Here is a 25,500-nt window from a genome sequence, read left to right on the forward strand (position 1 = left end):
AATCCACAACAAAGCAAAAGCCGATATTATTATAGTTTTCATATATTTCTCTCATATTATTGAGTGGAATATATGAATAATTAATTCATTGTCAATTGACAGTTTGTTACAAAAAGTAAAGGCTACTATTTACAGTAGCCTTTTTATTTACTTCACTTCTTCTTTTGATTCTTCTTTTACTTCATTTTTCCACAAATCTTCAACCAGTAGCTCACCTCTAAGATGAGCATATCTTTTGAGCATTTGTAGATTTTTATGACCTGTTACACTTGCTATTTGAATATCAGTCCAATTCAAATTTCTCTCATAGAGTTTTGATATTGCTTCATGTCTTAAATCATGATAGTGAAAATCTTCAAGCTTAATTGCATCAGTCAATACTCTAAATTTGTTACCTAGTATTTGACTGCTAGACCAATCTTTACCAAATGGCTTGATTTTTCTATCTTGCCCAACTTCTTCAAAAATATCTTTTAAAATTTTATAAGCTAGTGGTGTGAGTGGAATAGTTCTAGCAGAATTATTCTTTACAATACCAGCCCTCATGTGAACCATCTTTTTTTCAAAGTTCACATCAGCAAAATCAAACTTTAACATTTCACCTGCTCTCATACAGGTTTCAAGTGCAAAATCAATTGCTCTTTTTAGTTCAAGGTTTTTCTTTTTAGTTTTAAATGCTTTTGAAAAACCATTCATAAGTAGCTCATACTCACCTTCTTGCAATCTTCTAGTTCTTTCATTTGATGACCCACTCCACTTTACTTCTTCAAACAGATGTTGTGGATAGTCATTTTTTCTACTATGCCATAGCATTGCTTTTTTCAATGCAAGATATAACAAGTAAATTGTGTTACTAGCTAAATCAGCCTCTTGCTTTTGTTCAAGATAACTTCTTAGAAGTCTAGGATTCAAACTTTCAATAGTGACCCCTTCTTCTTCAAAGTCACCAACTAATTGATTGCACCTTTTAATATCTCTATCATTGATTTTTTCTTTTTCAGGTGCATTGTCATTATAGACAATGAAAGACTGCAAAACATCAATAATTAATGTGCCAGCTACTTTTTTTCTAAGAACTGGTTCATCATTTCTTATTCTTGCCTCATGGTCTTTAATCCATTGAGCAATATCACTTCTTTTTTCAAAATATGCTTTATTTTTATTGATTGCATATTTCATCTCTTTTTCATCAATCTTGAATGATTGATTAAGAGGTCTAGCACCTTTTATTCTGATTTGCACATAGATAAACTTTGTACCAACACTTGATGTTTTGATTGATATAGATGCCATGTGCTACCCCATAGGTGATAGACTGGGAGGATACAGCAGTGTGTAAAAAGTGGGTAAATGACCCTTTTTGAGCACTGAGGAAATCCACCTAAGTGATTGATTTTTAAGGACAACCTTGCCAGATTGTTTGTCCATATTATATGGCAAGACGTTCCCCCCTCCGCCGAGTTTCATGACGCCCCCATCCGCCGCATCCCAGCCCGACGCCCGCCTCGAAGCGCTCACCGCGTGGCTGCACCCGCTCGCCGAACGCTATGCGCTCGACCTGTCGACCCTCGCGCCCGCCTCGTCGGACGCCAGTTTCCGCCGCTATTTCCGTGTCGCGTCGGCCACGAGCGCCGGCGGCACGCTGATCGCCGTCGACGCGCCGCCGCCCGAGAAGTGCCGTGAATTCGTCCAGGTCGCGCAACTGCTCGCCGCGGCCGGCGACCACGTGCCGGACGTGCTGGCCCACGATTTCGACGCGGGCTTCATGCTCGTGACCGATCTCGGCCGCACGTCGTACATCTCGGTGCTCGATCCGGCCGACCCGGCCGCCGCGAAACCGCTGATGCGCGCGGCGCTCGACGCGCTGATCCGCTTCCAGCTCACGTCGAAGCCCGACGTGCTGCCGCCGTTCGACGAGGCATTCCTGCGCCGCGAGATGGAGCTGATGCCCGAATGGTTCGTCGGCCGCCACCTCGGCAAGCCGGTCACCGACGCGATGCGCGGCACGCTCGACCGCACCTTCGCGCTGCTGGTCGCCAGCGCGCACGCGCAGCCGCAGGGTTTCATGCTGCGCGATTTCATGCCGCGCAACCTGATGGTGTGCGAGCCCAACCCGGGCATCCTCGATTTCCAGGACGCCGTCTACGGGCCGCTGACGTACGACGTCGTGTCGCTGCTGCGCGACGCGTTCATCAGCTGGGACGAGGAGTTCGAGCTCGACTGCTTCGCGTACTACTGGGAAAAGGCGAAAAAGGCCGGCCTGCCGGTCGACCCCGATTTCGGCGAGTTCTACCGCCAGCTCGAATGGATGGGGCTACAGCGCCACATCAAGGTGCTCGGCCTGTTCGCGCGTATCAATTACCGTGACGGCAAGCCGCACTACCTGAACGACCTGCCGCGCTTCATCGCGTACGCGCGCAAGGTCGCGCTGCGCTATCGCCCGCTCGTGCCGTTCGCGAAGCTGCTCGACGAGCTCGAGGGCAACGCACCGGCCGACGTCGGCTATACGTTCTGATCCGTTCCGACTCTCCTGACACCCGGCCGAACATGAGCAACACCCTGACCACGGCGATGATCTTCGCCGCCGGGCGCGGCGAACGGATGCGCCCGCTCACCGACACCCGCCCGAAGCCGCTGCTCGAAGCGGGCGGCAAGCCGCTGATCGTGTGGCAGATCGAAGCGCTCGCCCGCGCAGGCATCGAGACGATCGTGATCAACCACGCGTGGCTCGGCGAGCAAATCGAGGCTGCGCTCGGCGACGGTTCGCGCTGGGGCGTGCGGCTCGTGTATTCGGCCGAACGCGAAGCGCTGGAAACCGCGGGCGGCATCGCGCAGGCGTTGCCGCTGCTCGAACGCGACGGGCAGCCGGCCGTGTTCGCGGCGGTCAGCGGCGATGTCTACTGCGCGTTCGACTACCGGTCGCTCGCGCCGCGCGCCGCCCGGATGGCCGCGCTCGACGCGCCGGCGATGCACCTCGTGATGGTGCCGAACCCGCCGTTCCACCCGGCCGGCGACTTCGCGCTCGGCGACGATGGCCGCCTTGCGCTCGACGGCGCCGCGCGCTTCACGTTCGGCAACATCGGCCTATACGACACGCGGATGTTCCGCGATCTCGCGCCCGGCACGCGGCGCGCGCTGACGCCGTACTATCGCGCGGCGATCGAGGCCGGCCGCGCGAGCGGCGAACTGTATGAAGGTATCTGGGAGAACGTCGGCACTCCCGCGCAGCTCGGCGAGCTGGATGCGCGGCTGCGCGCCGCGGAGTGACCGGCTGACGGGTCGTCGGGCTGATCGACGAACTGACCGGTCAGCTGACTGACTTGTTGGCTAGCTGGCTGACCGGCGAACTGGCGGCGTTGGCCTGGCCGATCAAAGGGTCCGCGCGTGTCGGACCGCCATGCCGGCCCGGCTCCCGCCCATCAAACGTGCCCCGTCCTGCTGCGCCCACCCCGCGCGCAGCCCCGCCGCTCACGCGGCTTCCGCCTCTTCCCCGCCCGCCGCCGCGCGCTGCTGCTGCAGCGCCCACATCTGCGCATACAACCCGTCGGCGCGCACGAGTTCGTCGTGCGTGCCGCGCTCGACGATCCGCCCGTGGTCCATCACGAGGATCTGTTGCGCGTGCACGACCGTCGACAGACGGTGCGCGATCACGAGCGTCGTGCGATGCCGCGCGATCTGGTCGAGTTCGTGCTGGATCGCGCGCTCCGAGCGCGAATCGAGCGCCGACGTCGCTTCGTCGAACAACAGCACCGGCGGGTTCTTCAACAGCGTGCGCGCGATCGCGACGCGCTGCTTCTCGCCGCCCGACAGCTTCAGCCCGCGCTCGCCGACCGGCGTGTCGTAACCCTTCGGCAGGCTTTCGATGAAATCGTGGATGTGCGCGGCACGCGCGGCCGCGATCACTTCGTCGCGGGTCGCGATGGGCCGGCCGTACGCGATGTTGTAGTAGATCGAGTCGTTGAACAGCACGGTGTCCTGCGGCACGATCCCGATCGACGCGCGCAGCGAGTCCTGCGTGACGTCGCGGATGTCCTGGCCGTCGATCCGGATCGCCCCGCCCGCCTGCCGGTCGAGATCGTAGAAGCGGAACAGCAGCCGCGACAGCGTCGACTTCCCGGAGCCGCTATGGCCGACCACCGCGGTCGTCGTCCCTGCTTCGATCGTGAACGACACGTCGTGCAGGATCTGCCGCGCCGGCTCGTACGCGAAATTCACGTGCTCGAAGCGCACCTGCGCGCCGGCGACCGCGAGCGGCCGAGCATCGGGCAAATCGGCCACTTCCTTCGCGGCCGACAGCAGCCCGAACATGCGATCCATGTCGGTGAGGCTCTGCTTCAGCTCGCGATAGACGACGCCGAGAAAATTCAGCGGGATGTACAGCTGCAGCATGAACGTGTTGATCAGGACCAGGTCGCCGAGTGTCAGCTTGCCCGCGAGCACGCCCTGCGTCGCGCGCCACAGGATGAACACGAGCCCCGTGCCGATGATCGCCTGCTGGCCGAAGTTCAGCACCGACAGCGAATTCTGCGAACGGATCGCGGCCTTCCGGTAGCGCTTCAGGTTCTCGTCGTAACGCTGCGCTTCCCACTCCTCGTTGCCGAAATACTTGACCGTCTCGTAGTTGATCAGCGAATCGATCGCCCGCGAGTTCGCACGCGAATCGAGTTCGTTCATCGTGCGGCGGAAATGCGTGCGCCAGTTGGTGACCTTCACCGTGAACACGATGTACGTGACCAGCGCCGCGAACGTCACGTACGCGTAATAGGCCTCGTACTTGACCACGAAGAAGCCGAGCACGAGCCCGACCTCGACGAGCGTCGGCAGGATGCTGTACAGCGAATACGAAATCAGCTGCTGGATGCCGCGCGTGCCGCGCTCGATGTCGCGCGACATGCCGCCGGTCTGGCGCTCCAGGTGAAACCGCAGCGACAGCCCGTGCAGGTGCCGGAACACCTGCAGCGCGACCTGGCGCACCGCGCTCTCGGTGACCTTCGAGAACAGGATCTCGCGCAGCTCGGTAAACAACGACGTGGACAGCCGCACGAGCGCATACGCGACGACCAGCAGCCCCACCCCGCCCGCGAGCACGATGCCGGCCGACTGTTCGGCGCGGCCGATCGCGGTGATCTGCTGGACGTAGGACAGGTGGTCGACGATGCGCTTCATCACGACCGGCACGCCGAGGTTCGCGACTTTCGCGCCGATCAGGCAGCCGAGCGCGAGCGCGACGCGCCATTTGTAGGTGGTCAGGTACGGCAGCAGCGACCGGATGGTTTGCCAGTCGTTGCGGGGCCCGGTCGAAGCCGGCGCGGGCTCGCCGGAAGCAGGAAATCGGCGCATGGGGGAAGGATCGGCGGCGGTGCCGGACGCGCGCATCGGCGGCCGGCTCGCTCACTTTCTCGTACAATTTGCGAACGTTGTATTGTCGCAGAAGCCGCTTCGCGCCGCTGCCGGCGCCCTCGCCGGCCGGCCTGCGCGTGGCGGCGTATTTATTACAGGATGAAAGCCCCCGCCATGACCGATTCGACCCTCGAACTCCCGCAAAAGCAGCCCGCGCTGCGCGTCGTCCCGCAACCGCACGACGCGAACGTCCACGGCGACGTATTCGGCGGCTGGATCATGTCGCAGGTCGACATCGCCGGCTCGATCCCCGCGAGCCAGCGCGCGAACGGTCGCGTCGCGACGGTCGCGGTCAATTCGTTCGTGTTCAAGCAGCCGGTGTTCGTCGGCGATCTGCTGAGCTTCTACGCGACCATCACGCGTACCGGCAACACGTCGATCACGGTCGACGTCGAGGTGTACGCACAGCGCATGCGCCTGATGGGCGAGGTCGTGAAGGTCACCGAAGCGACGCTCACCTACGTCGCGACCGGCTCCGACCGCAAGCCGCGGCAACTGCCGCCGCTCTGACGGACGAGCGCCGCGCGGCGGCGCTTCCCCTTGCCTTCGGCCGCCTCAGTGCGTGGCCGTCAGCCCGAACTCCCGCATCGCGGGCAGGAAATCGTGGTTCAGCTTCGGCTTGCGCGACAGCTTCACCAGCACGTAGCGCTGGAACGGCGCGAGCCGCTGCCACTGTGCAAGCTCGGGCGCCATCAGCCCGGCCAGCGCGCTCTGCTGCACAAGCGACTCCGGCACGCTGTCGGTGGCGCGCCAGGCCGGCTGCTCGTCCGGCTGGAACCACGAGGGCTCCAGATCCGCGTGCGTACGCAGCATTTCGAACAGCGCGTGATCGAAGTTGGGCTCGATCGCGGTGTCCTCGTCGGCCGGAAAGCGCGCGAGCAGTTTGCGATCCTCGAGCGGCAGCAACTGCCACTGCTCCAGTGAGATCCGCAGACCGAAACGGTCGAGATTGAAACGCACGATCATCGGGATGTACGTGAAGTTTTCCGACGAATCGTGTTCGAAGGCGAATAGCAGTGGAGCGTCGCTGAGTCCCATGATCGTGACCTGATATGGCGGATACCGGCGCGGCCGGCTTGCCTGGGGTATTTTAGAACCTCTGCGCGCGGGTGGCGGATACGATTGCCGCCGGCCGCGCGCCGAATCAACGGGAGTGCTCGTGAATCCGACCGAATCCGGCGACTTGCGCGACGAACCGCGCGGCGCGATCGAACTGTCCGTGCGCCGCACGCGCGGCGGTGCCGTCGAAACCGCACACGACTACGTGGGCCAGGAATGGCCCGTCGCGCTCGTCTTCAACGGCATCTCGCATGCGGTGATGATGTGTACGCCGTGCGACCTCGAAGCGTTCGCGGTCGGTTTCGCGATCTCGGAGGGGATCGTCGCGCGCGGCAGCGACATCAAGGACATCGAGGTGATCCTGCACGCCGACGCGCCGCTGCCGCATGCGGAAGTTCACCTGGAGGTCGTCCAGCAGGCGTTCGCCGCGCTGAAGGACCGGCGCCGCGCGCTCGCGGGGCGTACCGGCTGCGGCGTCTGCGGGATCGAAAGCATCGACCTGCTCGACCTCGCGCCCGAACGCGTGCCCGATACGGGCTTTCTCGCACGCCTCGCCCCCGACGCGCTGACGCGCGCGGCGCAGGCGCTGCCGGTTCACCAGGCGCTCACGCGGCTCACGGGCGGCCTGCACGCGGCCGCGTGGTGCGACGCAACAGGGGCGATCCGGATGGCATTCGAGGACGTCGGCCGCCACAACGCACTCGACAAGCTGATCGGCTCGCTCGTGCTGTCGCGCGCCGACGCGACCGACGGCTTCGTGTTCCTGTCGAGCCGCGCGAGCTACGAGCTCGTGCGCAAGGCCGCACGAGTCGGCATCCCGCTGGTGGCAACGATCTCCGCACCGTCGTCGCTCGCGATCGAGATCGCGAAAGCGGCCGGCTTGCGGCTCGTCAGCTTCTGCCGCGAAACCGGCCACGTCGACTACGGCACGGCCTGATCGCGATCGCGGGAGCGCGCCGGCAATCCGCCGCCGGCGCGCCCTGCTCCGTCAGACGGTCAGTCGAACTGACGGAAATCCGGCTTGCGCTTCTCGAAGAACGCCGTCATCGCCTCGCGCGCTTCCGGCGCGCGCAGCATCGCGGCGAAGTGGCCCGCTTCCTCGGCCATCCGCGCCTGCGTCGCCACGCCGCCCGTATCCTTCAGCAGCGCCTTCGTCACACGCAGCGATGCCGCCGGCAGCGCCGCGAGCTTTGCCGCCTGCTTCGCCGCGAACGCGTCGAGCTCGGCCGCCGGCAGCACGCGGTTGACGATGCCGATCCGGTGCGCTTCCAGCGCGTCGAACGCTTCGCCGAGCAGCAGCTTCTCGGCCGCGACCTGATGGCCGGCCAGACGCGGCAGCAGCACGCTCGACGCGGCTTCCGGGCACAGCCCGAGCTGCGTGAACGGCAGCGAGAACGTCGCGGTGTCGGCCGCGTAGACCAGATCGCAGTGCAGCAGCATCGTCACGCCGACGCCGATCGCCAGGCCCGGCACCGCGGCCACGATCGGCTTGCTCGCGCTGCTGATCCGCGCGAGAAACTGGAACACCGGCGCGGTGTCGTCCTTCGGCGGCGACTTCAGGAAATCCTCGAGATCGTTCCCTGAGGTGAAGTTGCCGTCGCCACCGCGCAGCAGGATCACGCGAACCGCCTTGTCTTCCTGCGCTTCGGCGAGTGCGTCGGCCATCGTCTGGTACATCGCCGCCGTCAGCGCATTCTTCTTCGCCGGGCGCGCGATCGTGATCGTCATCACGCCGTCGGCGCGTTCCACTTGAATTTCGGCCACAACCGTCTCCTTTGACTTTCCTCTATCGGAATGAAAAAACGGTGCGCGAGCTCGTGGCCCGCGCACCGTCGCAGCTTGTCGTCGTGCTCCGCTTACAGGCGTTCGATGATGCCCGCCGCACCCATGCCGGTGCCGACGCACATCGTGACCATCCCGTACTTCAGGTTACGGCGGCGCAGGCCGTGCACGACGGTCGCCGCGCGGATCGCGCCGGTCGCGCCGAGCGGGTGGCCGAGTGCGATCGCGCCGCCCATCGGGTTGACCTTCGACGGGTCGAGGCCGAGATCGCGCATCACCGCCAGCGACTGCGCGGCGAACGCTTCGTTCAGCTCGATCCAGTCGAGATCGTCCTGCTTCAGGCCGGCGGCCTTCAGCGCGGCCGGAATCGCTTCCTTCGGGCCGATACCCATGATTTCCGGCGGCACGCCACGCACCGCGAAACTCACGAAGCGCGCGAGCGGCGTCAGGTTGAATTCCTTGAGCACCTTCTCCGACACGACCAGAAGCGCGCCCGCGCCGTCCGACGTCTGCGAGCTGTTGCCGGCCGTGACCGAGCCCTTGTTCGCGAACACCGTGCGCAGCTTCGCGAGGCCTTCGATCGACGTATCGGCGCGCGGACCTTCGTCGAGCTTGATCTCGCGCGTCTTCACGTCGACTTCACCGGTCGCGAGGTTCGGGAAACGCTCGGTGATCGTGTACGCGGCGATCTCGTCGTTGAACTCGCCGGCCTGCTGGGCGGCAAGCGCCTTGCGGTGCGACTCGACCGAGAACGCGTCCTGGTCTTCGCGGCTCACCTTCCACTGCTCCGCGACGCGCTCGGCCGTCAGGCCCATCCCGTACGCGATGCCGAAGTCTTCATTGCGATCGAAGATGTGCGGCGACATCGACGGCTTGTTGCCCATCATCGGCACCATGCTCATCGATTCGCAGCCACCCGCGAAGATCGCGTCGGATTCGCCGACGCGGATGCGGTCGGCCGCCATCGCCAGCGCCGTGATGCCCGACGCGCAGAAGCGGTTGACCGTCACGCCGCCGACCGTCTGCGGCAGGCCCGCGAGCAGCGCGCCCATCCGCGCGACGTTCAGGCCCTGCTCGGCTTCCGGAATCGCGCAGCCGATGATCGCGTCTTCGATCAGCTTCGTGTCGAAGCCGGGCACCTGCGCCACCGCCGACTTGAGCGCGTGGACCAGCAGCTCGTCCGGGCGCGTGTTCTTGAAGACACCGCGCGGGGCCTTGCCGATCGGCGTGCGGCTGGCGGCGACGATGTATGCGTCTTGCAATTGTTTGCTCATTTGAGACTCCTTGCCTTATCCGCTCGCTCAGTTACGCACCGGCTTGCCGGTCTGCAACATGCCCATGATCCGTTCCTGCGTCTTCTGCGTGCCGAGCAGCTCGACGAACGCACGGCGCTCCAGCGCGAGCAGCCACTGCTCGTCGACCAGGCTGCCGGCTTCGACGTCGCCGCCGCACACGGCCTCGGCGATGCGGCTCGCGATCAGGTAGTCGTGGTCGCTGATGAAGCGGCCGTCACGCATGTTGACGAGCGATGCCTTGATCGTCGCGATCGCCGAACGGCCGGCGACCGGCACGTCCTTCGCGCGCAGCGGTGCGCGGTAGCCGGTTGCGGCCAGTGCACGCGCTTCCTTCTTCGCGGTGTCGAGCAGTTCGAACACGTTGAAGACGATCGTGTCGGACGGCTTCACGTAGCCCATCGCACGGGCATCGTGCGCGGACGCCGACACCTTCGCCATCGCCGCGTTCTCGAACGACTTCGTGACGAACTTCAGGATGTCGGTGGTCGCGTTCGCGGCCGTTGCGGCATCCGCTGCGCGCAGCGCGGCTTCCTTCAGGCCGCCGCCCGCCGGCACGAGGCCGACGCCCACTTCGACGAGACCGATGTAGCTCTCGACGTGCACGACGCGCTTCGCGCTGTGCAGCATCAGCTCGCACCCGCCGCCGAGCGCGATGCCCGACACGGCTGCGACGACCGGCACGTTCGCGTACTTCACGCGCAGCATGCCTTCCTGGAACTTCTTCACGAACGGCTCGATGCCCTTCGCGCCGCCCATCATGAACGCGGGCATCGCCTCTTCGAGGTTCGCACCGGCCGAGAACGGGCCGCCCGGCGTGCCGAGCTTCAGCGACGTCGGTTGCCAGATCACCACGCCCTTGTAGTCCTTCTCCGCGAGTTCGATGGCTTGCACGAGGCCGTCGATCACGCTCGGTCCGATCGTGTTCATCTTCGACTTGAACGACACGATCACGACGTCGTCTTCACCCGCGCGGTCGTCGACCCAGGCACGCACGGCATCGGTCTCGAACAGCGTCTTGCCGTACGTCTTCGGATCGGCACCGGCTTCGCCGAGCAGCGGCGCGCGGAATACCTGCTTGTCGTAGACGGCGAGGTCCGAACGCGGCACGAAGCGCTTCGCTGTCGGCGCCCACGAGCCTTCGGCCGTGTGCACGCCACCCTTTTCCGCAACCGCGCCTTCGAGCACCCACGACGGCAGCGGCACGTTCGCGAGCGCCTTGCCGGCCGCGATGTCTTCCTGCACCCACTCGGCGACCTGCTTCCAGCCGGCAGCCTGCCAGCCTTCGAACGGGCCTTCGTTCCAGCCGAAGCCCCAGCGGATCGCGAGGTCGACGTCGCGCGCGTTGTCGGCGATCGATTCGAGATGCACGCCGATGTAGTGGAACACGTCGCGGAAGATCGACCACAGGAACTGCGCGTGCGGATGGTCCGTTTCACGCAGCAGCTTCAGGCGTTCCGCCGGCGGGCGCTTCAGGATGCGGCCGACGGTTTCGTCCGCCTTCGCGCCCGAATCCACGTAGGTGCCCGTCTTTGCGTCGAGCACCTTGATCGCCTTGCCTTCCTTCTTGTAGAAACCGCCGCCCGTCTTCTGACCGAGCGCGCCCTGCTTCACCAGTTCGGCGAGCACGGCAGGCGTCTGGTAGACCGGGAAGAACGGATCGTCGGCGAGGTTGTCCTGCATCGTCTTGATCACGTGCGCCATCGTGTCGAGGCCGACCACGTCCGCGGTGCGGAACGTCGCCGACTTCGCGCGGCCGAGGCGGCTGCCCGTCAGGTCGTCGACTTCGTCGAAGCGCAGGCCGAACTTCGCGGCCTCGGTGATCACCGCGAGGATCGAAAAGATGCCGACGCGGTTCGCGATGAAGTTCGGCGTATCCTTCGCGCGCACGACACCCTTGCCGACGATGCTCGTCAGGAAGGTTTCGAGCTGGTCGAGGATCTCCGGGCGCGTGTGCGCGGTCGGGATCAGTTCGACCAGGTGCATGTAGCGCGGCGGGTTGAAGAAGTGCACGCCGCAGAAGCGCGACTTCAGCTCGTCCGAGAAACCTTCGGACAGCTTCGTGATCGACAGGCCCGACGTGTTGGTCGCGAAGATCGCGTTCGGCGCGATGTGCGGTGCGACCTTCTTGTACAGGTCGTGCTTCCAGTCCATCCGCTCGGCGATCGCCTCGATCACGACGTCGCACTCGGCGAGTTTCGCGATGTCGTCTTCGTAGTTCGCTGCCTCGAGGTACTTCGCGTCGTCCTTCACGCCGAACGGCGCGGGCGACAGCTTCTTCAGGTTCTCGATCGCCTTCAGCGCGATCGCGTTTTTCGGGCCTTCCTTGGCCGGCAGGTCGAACAGCAGCACCGGCACGCGCGCGTTGATGAGGTGCGCGGCGATCTGCGCGCCCATCACGCCGGCGCCCAGCACGGCGACCTTGCGAATCAGGAAATTGCTCACGGGATGTCTCCGGATAGTGTCGTGCAGCGCGGGAGGTGGGGGCTGCACGGCGAAGTGAGTACCAGGAACCGTTGCGTTCGGGCGGCACGGCACGCGGCGCGCACCGCCCGGACTCGCGTCAGAACAGCGATTCGTCGACTTCCATCAGCGTCTTCGAACCAGCGCGCGCCGCGCGGATCGTCGACGCCGTCTCGGGCAGCAGGCGCGCGAAGTAGAAGCGGGCGGTGGCGAGCTTCGACTTGTAGAACGGATCGCCCGACGCTTCCTTGTCGAGTGCGAGACGCGCCATGCGCGCCCAGAAGTACGAGAACACCAGATGGCCGACGGTGCGCAGGTACGGCACGGCGGCCGCGCCGACTTCGTCCGGGTTCTGCATCGCCTTCATGCCGATTTCCATCGTCAGCTTCTGGACCTTGTCGCCGATGTCGGCGAGCGGGTTGATGAACTCGGCCATTTCCGGCTTCACGCCTTCGGCTTCCGCGAATTCCGTGACGAGCTTGCCGAACTTCTTCAGCTTCGCGCCCATGTCGCCGAGCACCTTGCGGCCCAGCAGGTCGAGCGACTGGATCGAGTTCGTGCCTTCGTAGATCATGTTGATCCGCGCGTCACGCACGTACTGCTCCATGCCCCACTCGGAGATGAAGCCGTGGCCGCCGTAGATCTGCATCGCGTGGTTGGTCGACTCGAACGCGTTGTCGGTCAGGAACGCCTTGATGATCGGCGTGAGCAGCGCGACGAGGTCGGCCGCTTCCTTGCGCACCGCTTCGTCGGCGTGCGACAGCTCCTTGTCGATCTGCAGCGCGGACCAGTACGTGAATGCGCGCGCGCCTTCGGCGTAGGCCTTCTGCGTGAGCAGCATGCGGCGCACGTCCGGGTGCACGATGATCGGGTCGGCCGGCTTGTCCGGTGCCTTCGGGCCCGTCAGCGAGCGCATCTGCAGGCGCTCCTTCGCATACGTGAGCGAATTCTGGTACGCGACTTCCGTGAGGCCGAGGCCCTGCATGCCGACGCCGAGGCGCGCGGCATTCATCATCACGAACATCGCGTTCAAGCCCTTGTTCGGCTCGCCGACCATCCAGCCCGTCGCGCCGTCGAGGTTCATCACGCACGTCGAGTTGCCGTGGATGCCCATCTTGTGCTCGATCGAGCCGCACTTGATGCCGTTGCGCTCGCCCGGCTCGCCCGCTGCGTCGGGGATGAACTTCGGCACGATGAACAGCGAGATCCCCTTGGTGCCCTGCGGCGCGTCCGGCAGGCGCGCGAGCACGAGGTGGATGATGTTCTTCGACATGTCGTGCTCGCCGCTCGAGATGAAGATCTTCGTGCCGCTGATCGAGTACGAGCCGTCGGCGTTGGGTTCGGCCTTGGTGCGCAGGATGCCGAGGTCGGTGCCGCAGTGCGGCTCGGTCAGGCACATCGTGCCCGTCCATTCGCCCGTCACGAGCTTCGGCAGGTAGCGCTGCTGCAGTTCCGGTGCGCCGTGCGCGTGCAGGCACTCGTAGGCGCCGTGCGACAGGCCCGGATACATCGTCCAGGCCTGGTTCGCCGAGTTCAGCATTTCGTAGAGCGCGTTGTTCACGAACGCGGGTAGGCCCTGGCCGCCGTAGTCCGGATCGCAGCCGAGCGCCGGCCAGCCGGCCTCGACGTACTGCTGGTAGGCTTCCTTGAAGCCGGTCGGGGTCTTCACGACGCCGTCGCCTTCATACGTGCAGCCTTCGCGATCGCCGACCTGGTTCAGCGGGAACAGTACCTCGGAGCAGAACTTGCCCGCTTCCTCGAGGACCTGGTTGATCGTGTCGGCGTCGAGGTCCGCATGCTTGGGCATTTGCTTGACTTCGGCTTCGACGTTCAGAAGCTCGTGCAACACGAATTGCATGTCGCGCAGCGGCGCGGCGTACTGTCCCATGACTCTCTCCAAAGGTGGGCAAAACGGCTCGAGCTCCTGGCGGGCGGATCACGCGCCGCTAACGGCTCTCGCTCTGATACGAAACAATCGTCTTTTCCAGCGCGGCCCACGTGAGGCGCACGGCGTCCGGCGAATGCAGGAAGCGTGCGTCGTGATGCAGGCCGAGCGTGAAGCTGTACAACTCGAAGAGCATCAGGTCCGGATCCGTATCCGCACGCAGATGGCCTTCTTCCTTCGCCTGCGAAATGGCACGCAGCATCGCGGCACGCCAGGCCGTCACGCTTGCGATCAACTGCTCGCGCACGGGGCTGTCAGGCCGGTCGTCGTACTCGACCGCACCGCTGATGTAGATGCACCCGGTCGTCACCTCCTGGATGCGCTTCTCCGTCCAGCGGGCCAGCATCGCCCGAAGGCGCGGCAAGCCTCGCGGCTCGCGCAGGCTCGGAAAGAACACCTCGTTTTCGAAACGATGGTGATACTCGCGGACGACCTCGACCTGCAGGTCCTCACGCGATCCGAAGTGCGCGAACACACCGCTCTTGCTCATCTGCATGCGCTCGGCCAGCAGGCCGATCGTCAGCCCCTCCAGCCCGTCACGGCTGGCGAGGTCCAAAGCAGCTTCAAGTATCGCGGCACGCGTCTGTTCGCCTTTTCGCATAGCAATTTCTGTAACCGTTCGGGGGTTCGAATAAAATCGAACGGCCGTACTATTATTGAGTGCGGCCGCTCGCGAAACAAGGAAATTATTAGAAACCGGTGTCTAACCGAGCCGCTATTTTGCGCGATTCCGGCGGGACCGGAGCGGCTTTTCCGCACGAACGTGCGGACAGATTTTTTGAAGCGAACGCTTAGTCTTCGTCAGTCGTAACCACCGACCGTCAGCGCCTTCATCACGAGACGATACGCCGTATAGGCGAGCCAGTTCAGCATGCGCTCGAGGCGCGGGCGCGCGGCGAACCGGGCGGGGTCGATTTCCCGGCCGTCGGCAAACGCGGCCGCGATCGCGTCGCGCAGTTCGTTCGTGACAGCATCGTAGCGCACCAGCACGACATTCGCCTCATTGTTCAACATCAGGCTCAGCGCGTCCAGGTTCGACGAGCCGACCGTCGCCCAGTTGTCGTCGATCACGGCCACCTTGCCGTGCAGCATCGTCTTGTCGTATTCGGCCACGCGCACGCCGGCGCGCAGCAGCGCGTGATAGAGGAACGGCACGGCCGTATCGAGGGCCGCGAATTCCTTGCGGCCGATCAGGATCCGCACGTCGACACCGCGTCGCGCGGCGCCCGTCAGCGCACGGCGCAGCTTGCGCCCCGGCATGAAGTACGGATTGGCGAGCAGGATCCGCTGGCGGGCCTGGCCGATCGCAGCGAGATACGCCTTCTCGATCGCGCGGCGGTTCACGACGTTGTCGCGCGCGACGAACGCGACGCTCGGCTCCGTCACGACCCGCAGCGCGCCGGCCTTGATCCACCGGTGGCTGCGCATCCAGCGGCGGAACATGTCGGGAAATGCTTCGCCGCCATGCAGCCCGGTCGCGTATTGCGCATACGGCTTGTGGCCGAACAAGATCCGGTGCCACTGCAGTTCGAACGCGGCGCGCACGTCGGACACCGCGGGCCCCGCCATCTCGACCGCGAAATCCCAGCGCGGAAACGGCAGCGTCGTGCCGCCCTGCGCGTAGTCGTCGATGATGTTGATGCCGCCGCAGAACGCGACCGCGTGATCGATCACCGCGAGCTTGCGATGCGTGCGCGAAAAGCCGAAGCGGCCGAACAGGTAACGGTTGTAGATGCAGTGCTCGACGCCGGCTGCCGCCCACGTATCGAACAACGGCAGGCGTGCGGTGCCGATGCCGTCGGTGATCACGCGCACCCGCACGCCGCGCTGCGCCGCGCGGATCAATGCGTCCGACACCGGCCGGCCGGCCGCGTCGTCGCAGAAGATGTAGGTTTCGAGCATCACCTGCTCGCGGGCGGCATCGATCCGCTCGATCAGCGCCCGGAAGAACTCGCCGCCGGTCTCGCACAATCGCACGGTATTGCCCGACGTGAAGGCGAGCCGCGACGCGGAACCGCGTTCCTGCAGGAACATCTGCCGCAATTGCGCAAAGCGCTTGCGGGCTTCCGCCGTCATGCGGACGAGCCGTGCGGCGCGCGCGACAGTGCCACGCGCGCGGGCAGTTGCAGGATCGCCTCGGCGTTCGACGGCGAGAAACAGCGTGCGGCCGCCTCGCGGAACGGCAACCATGCATGGTCGACATGCTCGCGCGGCGACAGCGTCACGTCGACGCGATGCGGCACGCACAGGCCGAACCAGTGCTCGACATTGCGCGTGACGCCCGGGGCATAGCGGTGCAGGTATTGCGGATAGATCGTGTATTCGATCTTGTGGCGCCAGTCGACGAGCGCGCTGGCCGGCACGTCCGGCGTGCCGACTGCGATGCCGGTCTCCTCGGCCACTTCGCGCGCGGCGGTCAGCGCGAGCGGCTCGTCGAGCGTGTCCTTCGAGCCGGTCACCGATTGCCAGAAATCGGGCTGGTCGGCACGCTTGATCACGAGCACATCGAGGTCGGGCGTGTAGATCACGACAAGAACGGATTCGGGGATTTTCGGCGGCTTCGTCATCGTTGTTTCATGCAGCGCAGGGCCGCGCGCCGGGCAAAGGCTCCGAACGGGCGGCAAGTGCTGCGACTGTACCGCAAAAAACGAAACAGGCGCATCGCTGCGCCTGTTTCATGGGTGTCGTGTGCGCGTGACCGCACACACGACCGGGTGTGAAAGCGCGTTACGCCTTCGGTTGTTCCGGCTGACGCAGACGGATGTGCAGTTCGCGCAGCTGGCGCTCGTCGACCGGGCTCGGCGCTTGCGTGAGCAGATCCTGCGCACGCTGCGTCTTCGGGAACGCGATCACGTCGCGGATCGAATCGGCGCCGGCCATCATCGTGACGATGCGGTCGAGACCGAATGCGATACCGCCGTGCGGCGGCGCGCCGTACTGCAGCGCGTCCAGCAGGAAGCCGAACTTGAGCTGGGCTTCTTCCGCACCGATCTTCAGCGCGCGGAACACCTTGCTCTGCACTTCCTCGCGGTGGATACGCACCGAGCCGCCGCCGATTTCCCAGCCGTTCAGCACCATGTCGTAGGCCTTCGCGAGGCAACGGCCCGGATCCGTCTCGAGGTACTCGAGATGCTCGTCCTTCGGGCTGGTGAACGGGTGGTGAGCCGCGACATAGCGCGCGTCTTCGTCGTCGTATTCGAACATCGGGAAGTCGACGACCCACAGCGGCTTCCAGCCGGCCTGGACGAGACCGTTCGCCTTGCCGAATTCGGAATGGCCGATCTTCAGGCGCAGCGCGCCGAGGCTGTCGTTGACGACCTTCGCGCGGTCGGCCGCGAAGAAGATGATGTCGCCGTCTTGCGCGCCGGTGCGCTCGAGGATCGCCGCGATCGATGCGTCGTGCAGGTTCTTGACGATCGGGCTCTGCAGGCCGTCACGGCCCTTCGCCTTCTCGTTGACCTTGATCCATGCAAGGCCCTTCGCGCCGTAGATGCGCACGAACTCGGTGTAGCCGTCGATGTCGCCACGCGACAGCTCGCCGCCCTTCGGCACGCGCAGTGCCGCGACACGGCCGTCCTTCGCGTTGGCCGGCGTGCTGAACACCTTGAAGTCGACGTCCTTCATCGCGTCGGTCAGCTCGGTGAATTCGAGCTGCACGCGCAGGTCCGGCTTGTCCGAACCGAAACGCGCCATCGCTTCCGAGTACGGCATCACCGGGAATTTCGCGTCGAGCTCGACGTCGATCGTCGTCTTGAAGATGTGACGGATCATGTCTTCGAACAGGTCACGGATTTCCTGCTCGCCGAGGAACGACGTTTCGCAGTCGATCTGCGTGAATTCCGGCTGACGGTCGGCACGGAGGTCTTCGTCGCGGAAGCACTTGGTGATCTGGTAGTAACGGTCGAAGTTCGCGACCATCAGCAGCTGCTTGAACAGCTGCGGCGACTGCGGCAGCGCGAAGAACTGGCCCGCGTTCACTCGCGACGGCACGAGGTAGTCGCGCGCGCCTTCCGGCGTGCTCTTCGTCAGCATCGGCGTTTCGATGTCGATGAAGCCCTGCTCGTCGAGGTACTTGCGCGCTTCGATCGCCACGCGGTAGCGCAGGCGCAGGTTGTGCTGCATCTGCGGGCGGCGCAGGTCGAGCACGCGGTGCGTGAGACGCGTCGTTTCCGACAGGTTGTCGTCGTCGAGCTGGAACGGCGGCGTGACCGACGCATTCAGCACGTTCAGTTCGTGGCACAGCACTTCGATCTTGCCGCTCTTCAGGCCGGCGTTGACCGTGCCTTCCGGACGGTTGCGCACGAGGCCCTTGATCTGCACGCAGAACTCGTTGCGCACGCCTTCGGCGGTCGCGAACATTTCCGCGCGATCCGGGTCGCACACCACCTGCACGAGGCCTTCACGATCGCGCAGGTCGATGAAGATCACACCGCCGTGATCGCGGCGGCGCTGCACCCAGCCGCACAGCGACACGGTTTGGCCCAGCAGGTGTTCGGTCACGAGACCGCAGTATTCAGTACGCATCGACATGATGTTTGCTTTCGTTCGGTTTGATCAACGGGCGCCGCAACGCGCGGCCCGGGCGATGATTCTTTACTTACAGCGGCGGCTCGACGGGGCGGCGTGCAGGCGCCGGAGCCGGCGCCGGGGGCGCCACCACGCCCATCGAGACGATGTACTTGAGCGCGGCATCGACCGACATGTCGAGTTCGATGACTTCGCTCTTCGGCAGCATCAGGAAGAAGCCCGACGTCGGGTTCGGCGTCGTCGGGATATAGACGCTCACGTATTCTTCCGTCAGATGATTGAGCACGTCGCCGCCCGGCGTGCCGGTCAGAAACGCGATCGTATACGAGCCGCGACGCGGGTATTCGATCAGCAGCGCCTTGCGGAAGGCGTTGCCACTGCTCGACAGCAGCGTGTCCGACACCTGCTTGACGCTCGTGTAGATCGGCCCGACGACCGGGATGTGACGCACCACGGCGTTCCACCACGTGACGAGCTTCTGGCCGATGAAGTTCTGCGTGGCCAGCCCGACGACGAAGATGAACGCGAGCGTCAGCACCGCGCCGATCCCCGGCAGATGGAAGCCGAGCATCCGCTCGGGCTGCCACGATTCGGGCAGCAGGAGTAGTGTCTGGTCCATCGTGCCGATGATGAGACCAAGCACCCACAGCGTGATCGCGAGCGGGACGAGAACCAGCAGGCCGGTCAGAAACACCGATTTCAGGGTCGTCTTTTTCATCATCTGCCGTCAATGAACCGCGCCGGCGGGCGCGGGTTGGTCGCAGCCCGGCCGGGCCGCGACGGTCAACTGCCGGCGGCGGGCGCTGCAGCCGGGGCGGGCGCGGCGCTCGTCGTCGTGCTTTCGGAACTGCTCGATGCAGCCGGCGCGGCCGCGGCGGGCGCGGCGTCCGTTGCCGCAGCCGGGGCTGCGTCGCCCGACGCCGTCGCCGGTGCGCTGGTGCCGCCCGAACCGCCACGGAAATCGGTGACATACCAACCCGAACCCTTCAGCTGGAAGCCCGCGGCAGTGACCTGCTTGCGAAATGCATCCTTCCCGCATTCCGGACACTGCGACAGCGGCGCGTCGCTCATCTTCTGGAGCACGTCCTTCGCGAAACCACACGCTTCGCATCGATAGGCGTAGATCGGCATGATATTTTTCCCGCGGAAACTGGAAACGGCTTGCAAAACCTTGAATTATAGCCGAAACCCTGCCGCGCTCCGGCAATGGCCGCGATACCGGCGCATCAGCGGCGGCGCCACGTGAGCCAGCGCTCGTTCCCTTCGAACACGGGCAGCGAATCGGTCACGGGCAAATCCTCGATCAGCTCGAAGTGCGGCGTGAGCAGCGCATCGAGTTCGGCACGCTCGATTCCGAACGGCGGCCCCTTCGGTTTCGCCATCAGGAAGAAATAGCCGGCCAGCAATCCATCCGCAGGCAGCAGCTCGGCCATGCGCGCCGCATAGCCGGCACGCATGGCCGGCGGCAGCGCGCACAGGAACGCACGCTCGTACACCCACTGCACGTCGAACGGCGGCCGGTACGTAAAGAAATCGGCCTGCTCGACGACGCCCGCGTGCGCGCCGAGCTGCGCCTTCGCGGCCGCCACCGCCTGCGCGGCGAAATCGATCGCCCGCACGGGCCAGCCGGCTTCGGCCAGCCACCCGGCTTCCTGCGCACTACCGCAGCCGGGAATCAGCACCGAGCACGGCTCGAGCCGATGCGCGAACACGCGGAACCCCTCGGGCACGCCGCCGAATTCCCACGGCGTCACGCCACGCTCGAAACGTTCGTCCCAGAACGATGCGTTGCCGGGATCGCGCGTCGCGAAATCGGCGGCTGACGGTGTAGCGGGTTGCTTCGGATCGGACATCGCCCTGCTCCTTTCGGTCATGTGCCGTACGTGAGCGCCAGCAGCACACGCGCGACGAGCGCCCCGACGCCGACCGCAAGGCCGAAGATCAGCAGTGCCTGCATCAGCCGGTTCGTCCGCTTCTGCTCGATGAGGATCTGGCGCATCAGGTCTTCGCTCGCGGCTCGCGGCGCGTCATGGCGCGCGGCCATCGCGTGATGGATCAGGCGCGGCAGTTGCGGCAGCGTCTTGCTCCACTGCGGCGCCTCGACCTTGAAGCGCTCGTACCAGCCGCGCAGGCCGATCTGCTCGGTCATCCAGCGCTCGAGGTAAGGCTTCGCGGTCTTCCACAGGTCGAGCTCGGGGTCGAGCGAACGGCCGAGGCCCTCGACGTTCAGCATCGTCTTCTGCAGCAGCACGAGCTGCGGCTGGATCTCGACGTTGAAGCGGCGCGACGTCGAGAACAGGCGCATCAGCACCTGGCCGAGCGAGATGTCCTTCAGCGCGCGGTCGAAATACGGCTCGCACACCGCGCGGATCGCGCTTTCGAGTTCCTCGACGCGCGTTTCGGGCGGCACCCAGCCCGACTCGAGGTGGAGCGTCGCGACGCGGTGGTAGTCACGCTTGAAGAACGCGAGGAAGTTCTGCGCGAGGTAGTTCTTGTCGAAATCGGACAGCGCGCCGACGATCCCGAAATCGAGCGCGACGTAGCGGCCGAACGTGTTCGGATCGAGGCTCACCTGGATGTTGCCGGGGTGCATGTCCGCATGGAAGAAGCCGTCGCGGAACACCTGCGTGAAGAAGATCTCGACGCCTTCGCGCGCGAGCTTCTTGATGTCGACGCCGGCCGAACGCAGCGTCTCGACCTGGCTGATCGGCACGCCGGTCATCCGCTCCATCACGAGCACCTGCGACGTCGAGAAATCCCAGAACATCTCGGGCACGAGCAGCAGGTCGAGGCCCGCGAAGTTGCGGCGCAGCTGGCTGCCGTTGGCGGCCTCGCGCATCAGGTCGAGCTCGTCGTGCAGGTACTTGTCGAATTCGGCGACGACCTCGCGCGGCTTCAGGCGCCGGCCGTCGGCCCACATGCGCTCGGTCCAGATCGCGATGTCGCGCATCAGCGCGAGGTCGGAGTCGATCACGGACAGCATGTTCGGGCGCAGCACCTTGACGGCGACAGCCTTGCCCGCGTGCTGGCCTTGCTTGAGCTTCGCGAAGTGCACCTGCGCGATCGACGCGCTCGCGACCGGCTCGCGCTCGAATTCGTCGAACAGCTCGTCGACCGGCGCACCGAGCGACTTCTCGATGATCCCGATCGCGACCGCCGAATCGAACGGCGGCACCTGGTCCTGCAGCTTCGCGAGTTCGTTCGCGAAATCGACCGACAGCAGGTCGCGGCGCGTCGACAGCACCTGGCCGAACTTCACGAAGATCGGGCCGAGGCTTTCGAGCGCGTGACGCAGCCGCACGGCAGGCGGATCGGAATAGCGGCGGCCGATCGTCGTGATCCGCAACAGCAGCTTCACGCGCCGGTCGTCGATCCGGGACAGCATCACTTCGTCGAGGCCAAAGCGGATGACGGTGTAGACAATCTTGATGAAACGGAAAATGCGCATGCCCTGCGGCCCCTCAGTGCGCGCCGCGCGGGCCGGAACCCGTGCGCGCGCCGATTTTTTGTTCGAGTCGCTCGACCCGTTTTTCGACCCGTGCGAGCGCATCGCGTGCGCGCGCCAGTTCGGCGTCGAAGCCGCCGAGCGACGCGCGCCGGACGACCTGCGGGTTCTCGTCGAGCCAGTATTCGGCGACGGAATCGAGCACGTTGCGGCCGGTGCGTCGCGCGCGCGCGCCGGCGTCGCGCACGACCGTCGCGATCCGGTAGGCCGCCGCGTCGCCGACCAGCTTCGCGAGATCTTCTTCAGGTTCCCAGCGCAGGTGCTCGGCCAGCTTCGCGATCTGCGTGGCGAACTCGGCGTCGCCCTCGATCTTCACGTGCTTCATCACGGCCGCCTGGCCGCCCTGCAGGAACGCGGCGACCGTGTCGCCGGCAAGCGCGATCGACACGTCGACCTGTTGCGCATCGTGCGCGTCGACGGCCGACAGATAGCCGTCGGGCTGCACCAGCAGCGTCAGCGTAACCGGGGGCACGTCGATCCGGGCAGTCTTGCCCGAATAGGGAATCAGGCGGTCACGCGCCCACGATTCGCGGGCGAGCAGGTGATTGACAGCGGCAGCAAAAGGCTTGGCGGCAAAGGTCATCGGGCTGGGAAAGAAAAAACCCGCGCAGGCCGGGCGCCCACGCGGGTTTCTATTGTAACGTCGGATCGTCGGCAGACCGTGCCTGACCGCACACCCGGGCGGCAAGCGGTCGCAGTGCGGCGGCCGTCGCCCGGGTGCCGGCGGCGCGGGCCGCCGGTCACGCTCAGTGCGTGTTGATCTGCTGGATGCCCGCGAGCAGCCAGCCCTGACTGCCCGACTTCGACAGGTTCCACACCTCGTCGAACGGCGCGGCCGACGCGTTCGCCGATTCGCGGATCAGGCCGTGGAAGCGCACGCTCGCCGACTGCTCGATGCCGCGATCCTCGATCGCGACCAGTTCCGCGTCGAGCTGCACGACGTCGGTCTGGTTCGACTCGTTGCCGCGCGAATCGAGGTCGATCTTGATCTCGGCGAACATTTCCGGCGTCGTGAACTCGCGGATGTCGGCCAGGTTGCCCTGGTCCCACGCGGCCTGCAGGCGCACGAAATAGACCTTCGAGCTGCGCAGGAACGCTTCGGTGTCGAAGCCGGCCGGCACCTGGAGCGGTGCGGCCGCAGCAGCCGCTGCCGCGCCGGCAGCCGCGGCGCCGCCGCCGAACACGCCTTGCGCTTCGTTCGCGTAGCTGCTGCCGCTACCCGCATAGTTGCTGCCGGTGCTGCCCTGCTGGAACGACGGGCTTTGCGAGTAGCCGCCAGACGACGACGCCGAGCCGCCAACCGAATACGCCGGCTCCTGCGGACGACGACGGTTCATGAACTTGCGGATCAGCCAGATGCCGACCGCCGCGAGCAGTGCGATCACGATGACGTTCGCCATCATGCTCGCGAATGCGCCGCCGAGACCGAAGTGCGACAGCAGCGCCGCGATGCCGAGACCGGCCGCAAGGCCGGCGATCGGCCCGAGCCAGCGCGAGCGGTTAGGCTGCGCAGCCGGTGCGGGTGCGGCCGGATTCGCCCGCTGGGCCTGCGACGGCGCGGCCTGCTGCATCGGCTGCTGCGCGGGCGGCGTGGCCTGGCGCTGCGTGACGGTGGAGTTCTGGCGGCCAATGCTGCGCCCGCCGCCCATGCGCTTGGCTTCGGCGTCGAGCGATGCGAACGTGCCGGCCGTGAGCAGGCCGACCATCAGCAGCGTGCCGACCCGTCGAGCCCACGGCTTCGACGGCTTGCTACGGTTGAACAACGAACGCGATTCGAACATCAGCTTCTCCGAATGTAAGACAAATGTATGGGAAGAGCCCCTTAGTACTTGGCTCCCATGTGTAAAGCTACCACGCCACCTGACAAATTGTAATATTTGACGGCATCGAGGCCCGCTTGTTCCATCATCGTCTTCAGCGTGTCCTGATCGGGGTGCATCCGGATAGATTCAGCAAGATACCGATAACTTTCAGCATCTTTCGCGAACTTGTCGCCAAGCCACGGTAATACTTTGAAAGAATACAGATCGTACGCTTTTTTCAGCGGATCCCAGACTTTCGAGAATTCCAGCACCATCACGCGGCCGCCGGGCTTCGTCACGCGGCGCATCTCGGCCAGCGCGGCATCCTTGTGCGTCATGTTGCGCAGCCCGAACGCGACCGTGACCACATCGAAGTAATTGTCCGGAAAGGGAATTTTCTCCGCGTCACACAGCAGCGACGGCGTCACGATGCCCTTGTCGAGCAGCCGGTCGCGGCCGACGCGCAGCATCGATTCGTTGATGTCCGTGTGCCAGACCTCGCCCGTCGGCCCGGCCGCCTTCGCGAACGACCGGGTCAGGTCGCCGGTGCCGGCCGCGAGATCGAGCACCTTGAAGCCGGGGCGCACGTTCGCCTGCGCGATCGTGAACGCCTTCCACGCGCGGTGCATGCCCGCCGACATCAGGTCGTTCATCAGATCGTAGTTGCTCGCGACCGAATGGAACACACCCGCCACTTTCTTCGCTTTTTCGTTTTCCTCGACGCTTTCGAAGCCGAAGTGGGTTTTGCTCATCGCGTTGATCCTCAGTTAATGGCAAGACGGCGCCGAGCGGGCGCCGTCGAATTCAGTGGCAGTGGCCGTGCGACGCGTTCGCCGCCGGCATCGGGGCATCGCGCTCGACGCCCGCCGCCTTCAGTTTGTCGAAATAGTCGCGCCACAGCGCGTCCTGCTGCGTGGCCAGCTCGTACAGCAGGTCCCACGAGTAGATGCCGGTCGAATGGCCGTCGGAAAACGTCGGCTGCAGCGCGTAGTGGCCGACGCCCTCGAGCGCGGTGATCGTCACTTCACGCTTGCCCGTCTGTAGCGTCTCCTGCCCGGGCCCGTGGCCGCGCACCTCGGCCGACGGCGAATACACGCGCATCAGCTCGAACGGAATCCGGAAACTGTCGCCGTTCGGGTACTGCAATTCGAGCACGCGCGATACCGCGTGCACGACGACGCCGGACGGAATCGGCGTCGTGGAAGTCAAACCGCTCATGGCTGCCTCGAATCGGTCATGCGTTGAATTTCCTCGCGCACCGCATTGTGCAGCAGCGAGGCCTGCGCTGCGCGCGAGCGCAGCAGCGCCTCGGACACGCTGCGCTGGCGCGGCGCCCATACGGGCTGCGGGAAGTGGGCGTCGTTGGAAAAGCGCGGGATCACGTGCCAGTGCACGTGCGGCACCATGTTGCCGAGGCTCGCGAGATTCACCTTGTTCGGCTGCATCACGCGGCGCACGGCCCGCTCGACCGCGTAGACCACGCGCATCAGATGTGCCCGCTCGGGCTCGCCGAGATCGGAGAATTCGGCGACGTGCGCGCCCCAGATCACCCGGCAGAAGCCCGGATACTCGTGCTCGCCCGTCGCGAGGACGACACGCAACGCATCGTCCTGCCAGAGCACTTCGCCGCCGTCTTCACGGCAAAACACGCATTCCATCGTCGCTCCCATGTGGACGGGCGCCGGCATTGCCGCGCCGGCGCCCGCTCATCCCTAGCCCGGTCGG

24 protein-coding genes are annotated in these 25,500 nt (G+C 64.6%); 4 read left to right on the plus strand and 20 right to left on the minus strand.

Annotated elements, in window-relative coordinates:
- Positions 1-147: 147 nt before the first annotated feature.
- A complete protein-coding gene (locus CFB41_RS14355) occupies positions 148-1,293 on the minus strand; it encodes a site-specific integrase (RefSeq protein WP_089456895.1) in 1,146 nt (381 codons plus the stop codon).
- Between the two features lie 172 nt (positions 1,294-1,465).
- On the opposite strand from CFB41_RS14355, the gene CFB41_RS14360 reads away from it, so the two are divergent.
- Both CFB41_RS14360 and murU read left to right on the plus strand, forming a co-directional pair.
- Positions 1,466-2,515: an aminoglycoside phosphotransferase family protein gene (locus CFB41_RS14360; RefSeq protein WP_089446375.1), complete on the plus strand. Its 1,050-nt coding sequence runs from the start codon at positions 1,466-1,468 to the stop codon at positions 2,513-2,515.
- 32 nt (positions 2,516-2,547) lie between these two features.
- Positions 2,548-3,267, plus strand: coding sequence for an N-acetylmuramate alpha-1-phosphate uridylyltransferase MurU (gene murU, locus CFB41_RS14365; RefSeq protein WP_089456896.1), 720 nt, complete (start codon positions 2,548-2,550; stop codon positions 3,265-3,267).
- Positions 3,268-3,468: 201 nt separating this feature from the next.
- Here the strand turns inward: murU and CFB41_RS14370 are convergent, their stop codons facing one another.
- Positions 3,469-5,340 carry an ABC transporter ATP-binding protein/permease gene (locus CFB41_RS14370; RefSeq protein ID WP_089456897.1) on the minus strand — a complete coding sequence of 624 codons (1,872 nt, stop codon included), beginning with the start codon at positions 5,338-5,340 and terminating at the stop codon, positions 3,469-3,471.
- 174 nt (positions 5,341-5,514) lie between these two features.
- Between CFB41_RS14370 and CFB41_RS14380 the strand changes: the two genes are divergently transcribed.
- Positions 5,515-5,910 (plus strand): acyl-CoA thioesterase, encoded by a 396-nt coding sequence (locus tag CFB41_RS14380; RefSeq protein WP_089440986.1) that lies wholly within the window; start codon positions 5,515-5,517, stop codon positions 5,908-5,910.
- 45 nt (positions 5,911-5,955) lie between these two features.
- Here CFB41_RS14380 and CFB41_RS14385 read toward each other — a convergent pair whose 3' ends face one another.
- Positions 5,956-6,438, minus strand: a complete 483-nt coding sequence (locus tag CFB41_RS14385; RefSeq protein WP_089456899.1) for a nitrate reductase associated protein — start codon at positions 6,436-6,438, stop codon at positions 5,956-5,958.
- 115 nt (positions 6,439-6,553) lie between these two features.
- Here CFB41_RS14385 and fdhD point away from each other — a divergent pair, with 115 nt between their 5' ends.
- Complete coding sequence (gene fdhD, locus CFB41_RS14390) at positions 6,554-7,396, plus strand: formate dehydrogenase accessory sulfurtransferase FdhD (protein WP_373452550.1); 843 nt, start codon at positions 6,554-6,556, stop codon at positions 7,394-7,396.
- A 59-nt stretch (positions 7,397-7,455) separates the two neighbouring features.
- Here the strand turns inward: fdhD and CFB41_RS14395 are convergent, their stop codons facing one another.
- From CFB41_RS14395 to CFB41_RS14475, 17 genes are all read right to left on the minus strand, one after another.
- Entirely contained in the window at positions 7,456-8,223 is a 768-nt protein-coding gene (locus CFB41_RS14395; RefSeq protein ID WP_089456900.1) for an enoyl-CoA hydratase, read from the minus strand.
- Positions 8,224-8,315: 92 nt separating this feature from the next.
- On the minus strand, positions 8,316-9,515 hold the full coding sequence (locus CFB41_RS14400) for an acetyl-CoA C-acyltransferase (protein WP_039360089.1): 1,200 nt from the start codon (positions 9,513-9,515) through the stop codon (positions 8,316-8,318).
- A gap of 27 nt (positions 9,516-9,542) precedes the next feature.
- Positions 9,543-11,978 carry a 3-hydroxyacyl-CoA dehydrogenase/enoyl-CoA hydratase family protein gene (locus CFB41_RS14405; RefSeq protein ID WP_089456901.1) on the minus strand — a complete coding sequence of 812 codons (2,436 nt, stop codon included), beginning with the start codon at positions 11,976-11,978 and terminating at the stop codon, positions 9,543-9,545.
- A 118-nt stretch (positions 11,979-12,096) separates the two neighbouring features.
- Positions 12,097-13,884 carry an acyl-CoA dehydrogenase C-terminal domain-containing protein gene (locus CFB41_RS14410; RefSeq protein ID WP_089456902.1) on the minus strand — a complete coding sequence of 596 codons (1,788 nt, stop codon included), beginning with the start codon at positions 13,882-13,884 and terminating at the stop codon, positions 12,097-12,099.
- 58 nt (positions 13,885-13,942) lie between these two features.
- Positions 13,943-14,542: a TetR/AcrR family transcriptional regulator gene (locus tag CFB41_RS14415; protein ID WP_006751498.1), complete on the minus strand. Its 600-nt coding sequence runs from the start codon at positions 14,540-14,542 to the stop codon at positions 13,943-13,945.
- Positions 14,543-14,742: 200 nt separating this feature from the next.
- Positions 14,743-16,017 (minus strand): cardiolipin synthase ClsB, encoded by a 1,275-nt coding sequence (gene clsB, locus CFB41_RS14420; RefSeq protein ID WP_089440990.1) that lies wholly within the window; start codon positions 16,015-16,017, stop codon positions 14,743-14,745.
- On the minus strand, positions 16,014-16,508 hold the full coding sequence (gene nudB / locus CFB41_RS14425) for a dihydroneopterin triphosphate diphosphatase (RefSeq protein ID WP_089440991.1): 495 nt from the start codon (positions 16,506-16,508) through the stop codon (positions 16,014-16,016). Before nudB ends, clsB begins: the two co-directional genes overlap by 4 nt.
- A 160-nt stretch (positions 16,509-16,668) precedes the next feature.
- Complete coding sequence (aspS, locus tag CFB41_RS14430) at positions 16,669-18,471, minus strand: aspartate--tRNA ligase (protein WP_089440992.1); 1,803 nt, start codon at positions 18,469-18,471, stop codon at positions 16,669-16,671.
- A gap of 67 nt (positions 18,472-18,538) precedes the next feature.
- A complete protein-coding gene (locus CFB41_RS14435; RefSeq protein ID WP_069248829.1) occupies positions 18,539-19,189 on the minus strand; it encodes a DUF502 domain-containing protein in 651 nt (216 codons plus the stop codon).
- A gap of 62 nt (positions 19,190-19,251) precedes the next feature.
- Complete coding sequence (locus CFB41_RS14440) at positions 19,252-19,599, minus strand: FmdB family zinc ribbon protein (protein ID WP_089440993.1); 348 nt, start codon at positions 19,597-19,599, stop codon at positions 19,252-19,254.
- A 95-nt stretch (positions 19,600-19,694) separates the two neighbouring features.
- Complete coding sequence (locus CFB41_RS14445; protein ID WP_089456903.1) at positions 19,695-20,321, minus strand: SAM-dependent methyltransferase; 627 nt, start codon at positions 20,319-20,321, stop codon at positions 19,695-19,697.
- A 17-nt stretch (positions 20,322-20,338) separates the two neighbouring features.
- Positions 20,339-21,916, minus strand: a complete 1,578-nt coding sequence (gene ubiB, locus CFB41_RS14450; RefSeq protein WP_089456904.1) for a ubiquinone biosynthesis regulatory protein kinase UbiB — start codon at positions 21,914-21,916, stop codon at positions 20,339-20,341.
- Positions 21,917-21,929: 13 nt separating this feature from the next.
- A complete protein-coding gene (locus tag CFB41_RS14455; protein WP_069248831.1) occupies positions 21,930-22,556 on the minus strand; it encodes an SCP2 domain-containing protein in 627 nt (208 codons plus the stop codon).
- Positions 22,557-22,719: 163 nt separating this feature from the next.
- Positions 22,720-23,754 carry a Tim44 domain-containing protein gene (locus tag CFB41_RS14460; protein ID WP_089440996.1) on the minus strand — a complete coding sequence of 345 codons (1,035 nt, stop codon included), beginning with the start codon at positions 23,752-23,754 and terminating at the stop codon, positions 22,720-22,722.
- Positions 23,755-23,795: 41 nt separating this feature from the next.
- The gene (ubiE, locus tag CFB41_RS14465; protein WP_039360112.1) at positions 23,796-24,527 is read right to left on the minus strand and encodes a bifunctional demethylmenaquinone methyltransferase/2-methoxy-6-polyprenyl-1,4-benzoquinol methylase UbiE; all 732 of its coding nucleotides are present in this window, start codon (positions 24,525-24,527) and stop codon (positions 23,796-23,798) included.
- Between the two features lie 52 nt (positions 24,528-24,579).
- Positions 24,580-24,993, minus strand: coding sequence for a gamma-butyrobetaine hydroxylase-like domain-containing protein (locus CFB41_RS14470; RefSeq protein ID WP_089426307.1), 414 nt, complete (start codon positions 24,991-24,993; stop codon positions 24,580-24,582).
- Positions 24,990-25,433 (minus strand): HIT family protein, encoded by a 444-nt coding sequence (locus CFB41_RS14475; protein ID WP_059465769.1) that lies wholly within the window; start codon positions 25,431-25,433, stop codon positions 24,990-24,992. Before CFB41_RS14475 ends, CFB41_RS14470 begins: the two co-directional genes overlap by 4 nt.
- Positions 25,434-25,500: the final 67 nt, after the last annotated feature.

The organism is Burkholderia sp. AU33803, assembly GCF_002223095.1.
Classification (GTDB): domain Bacteria; phylum Pseudomonadota; class Gammaproteobacteria; order Burkholderiales; family Burkholderiaceae; genus Burkholderia.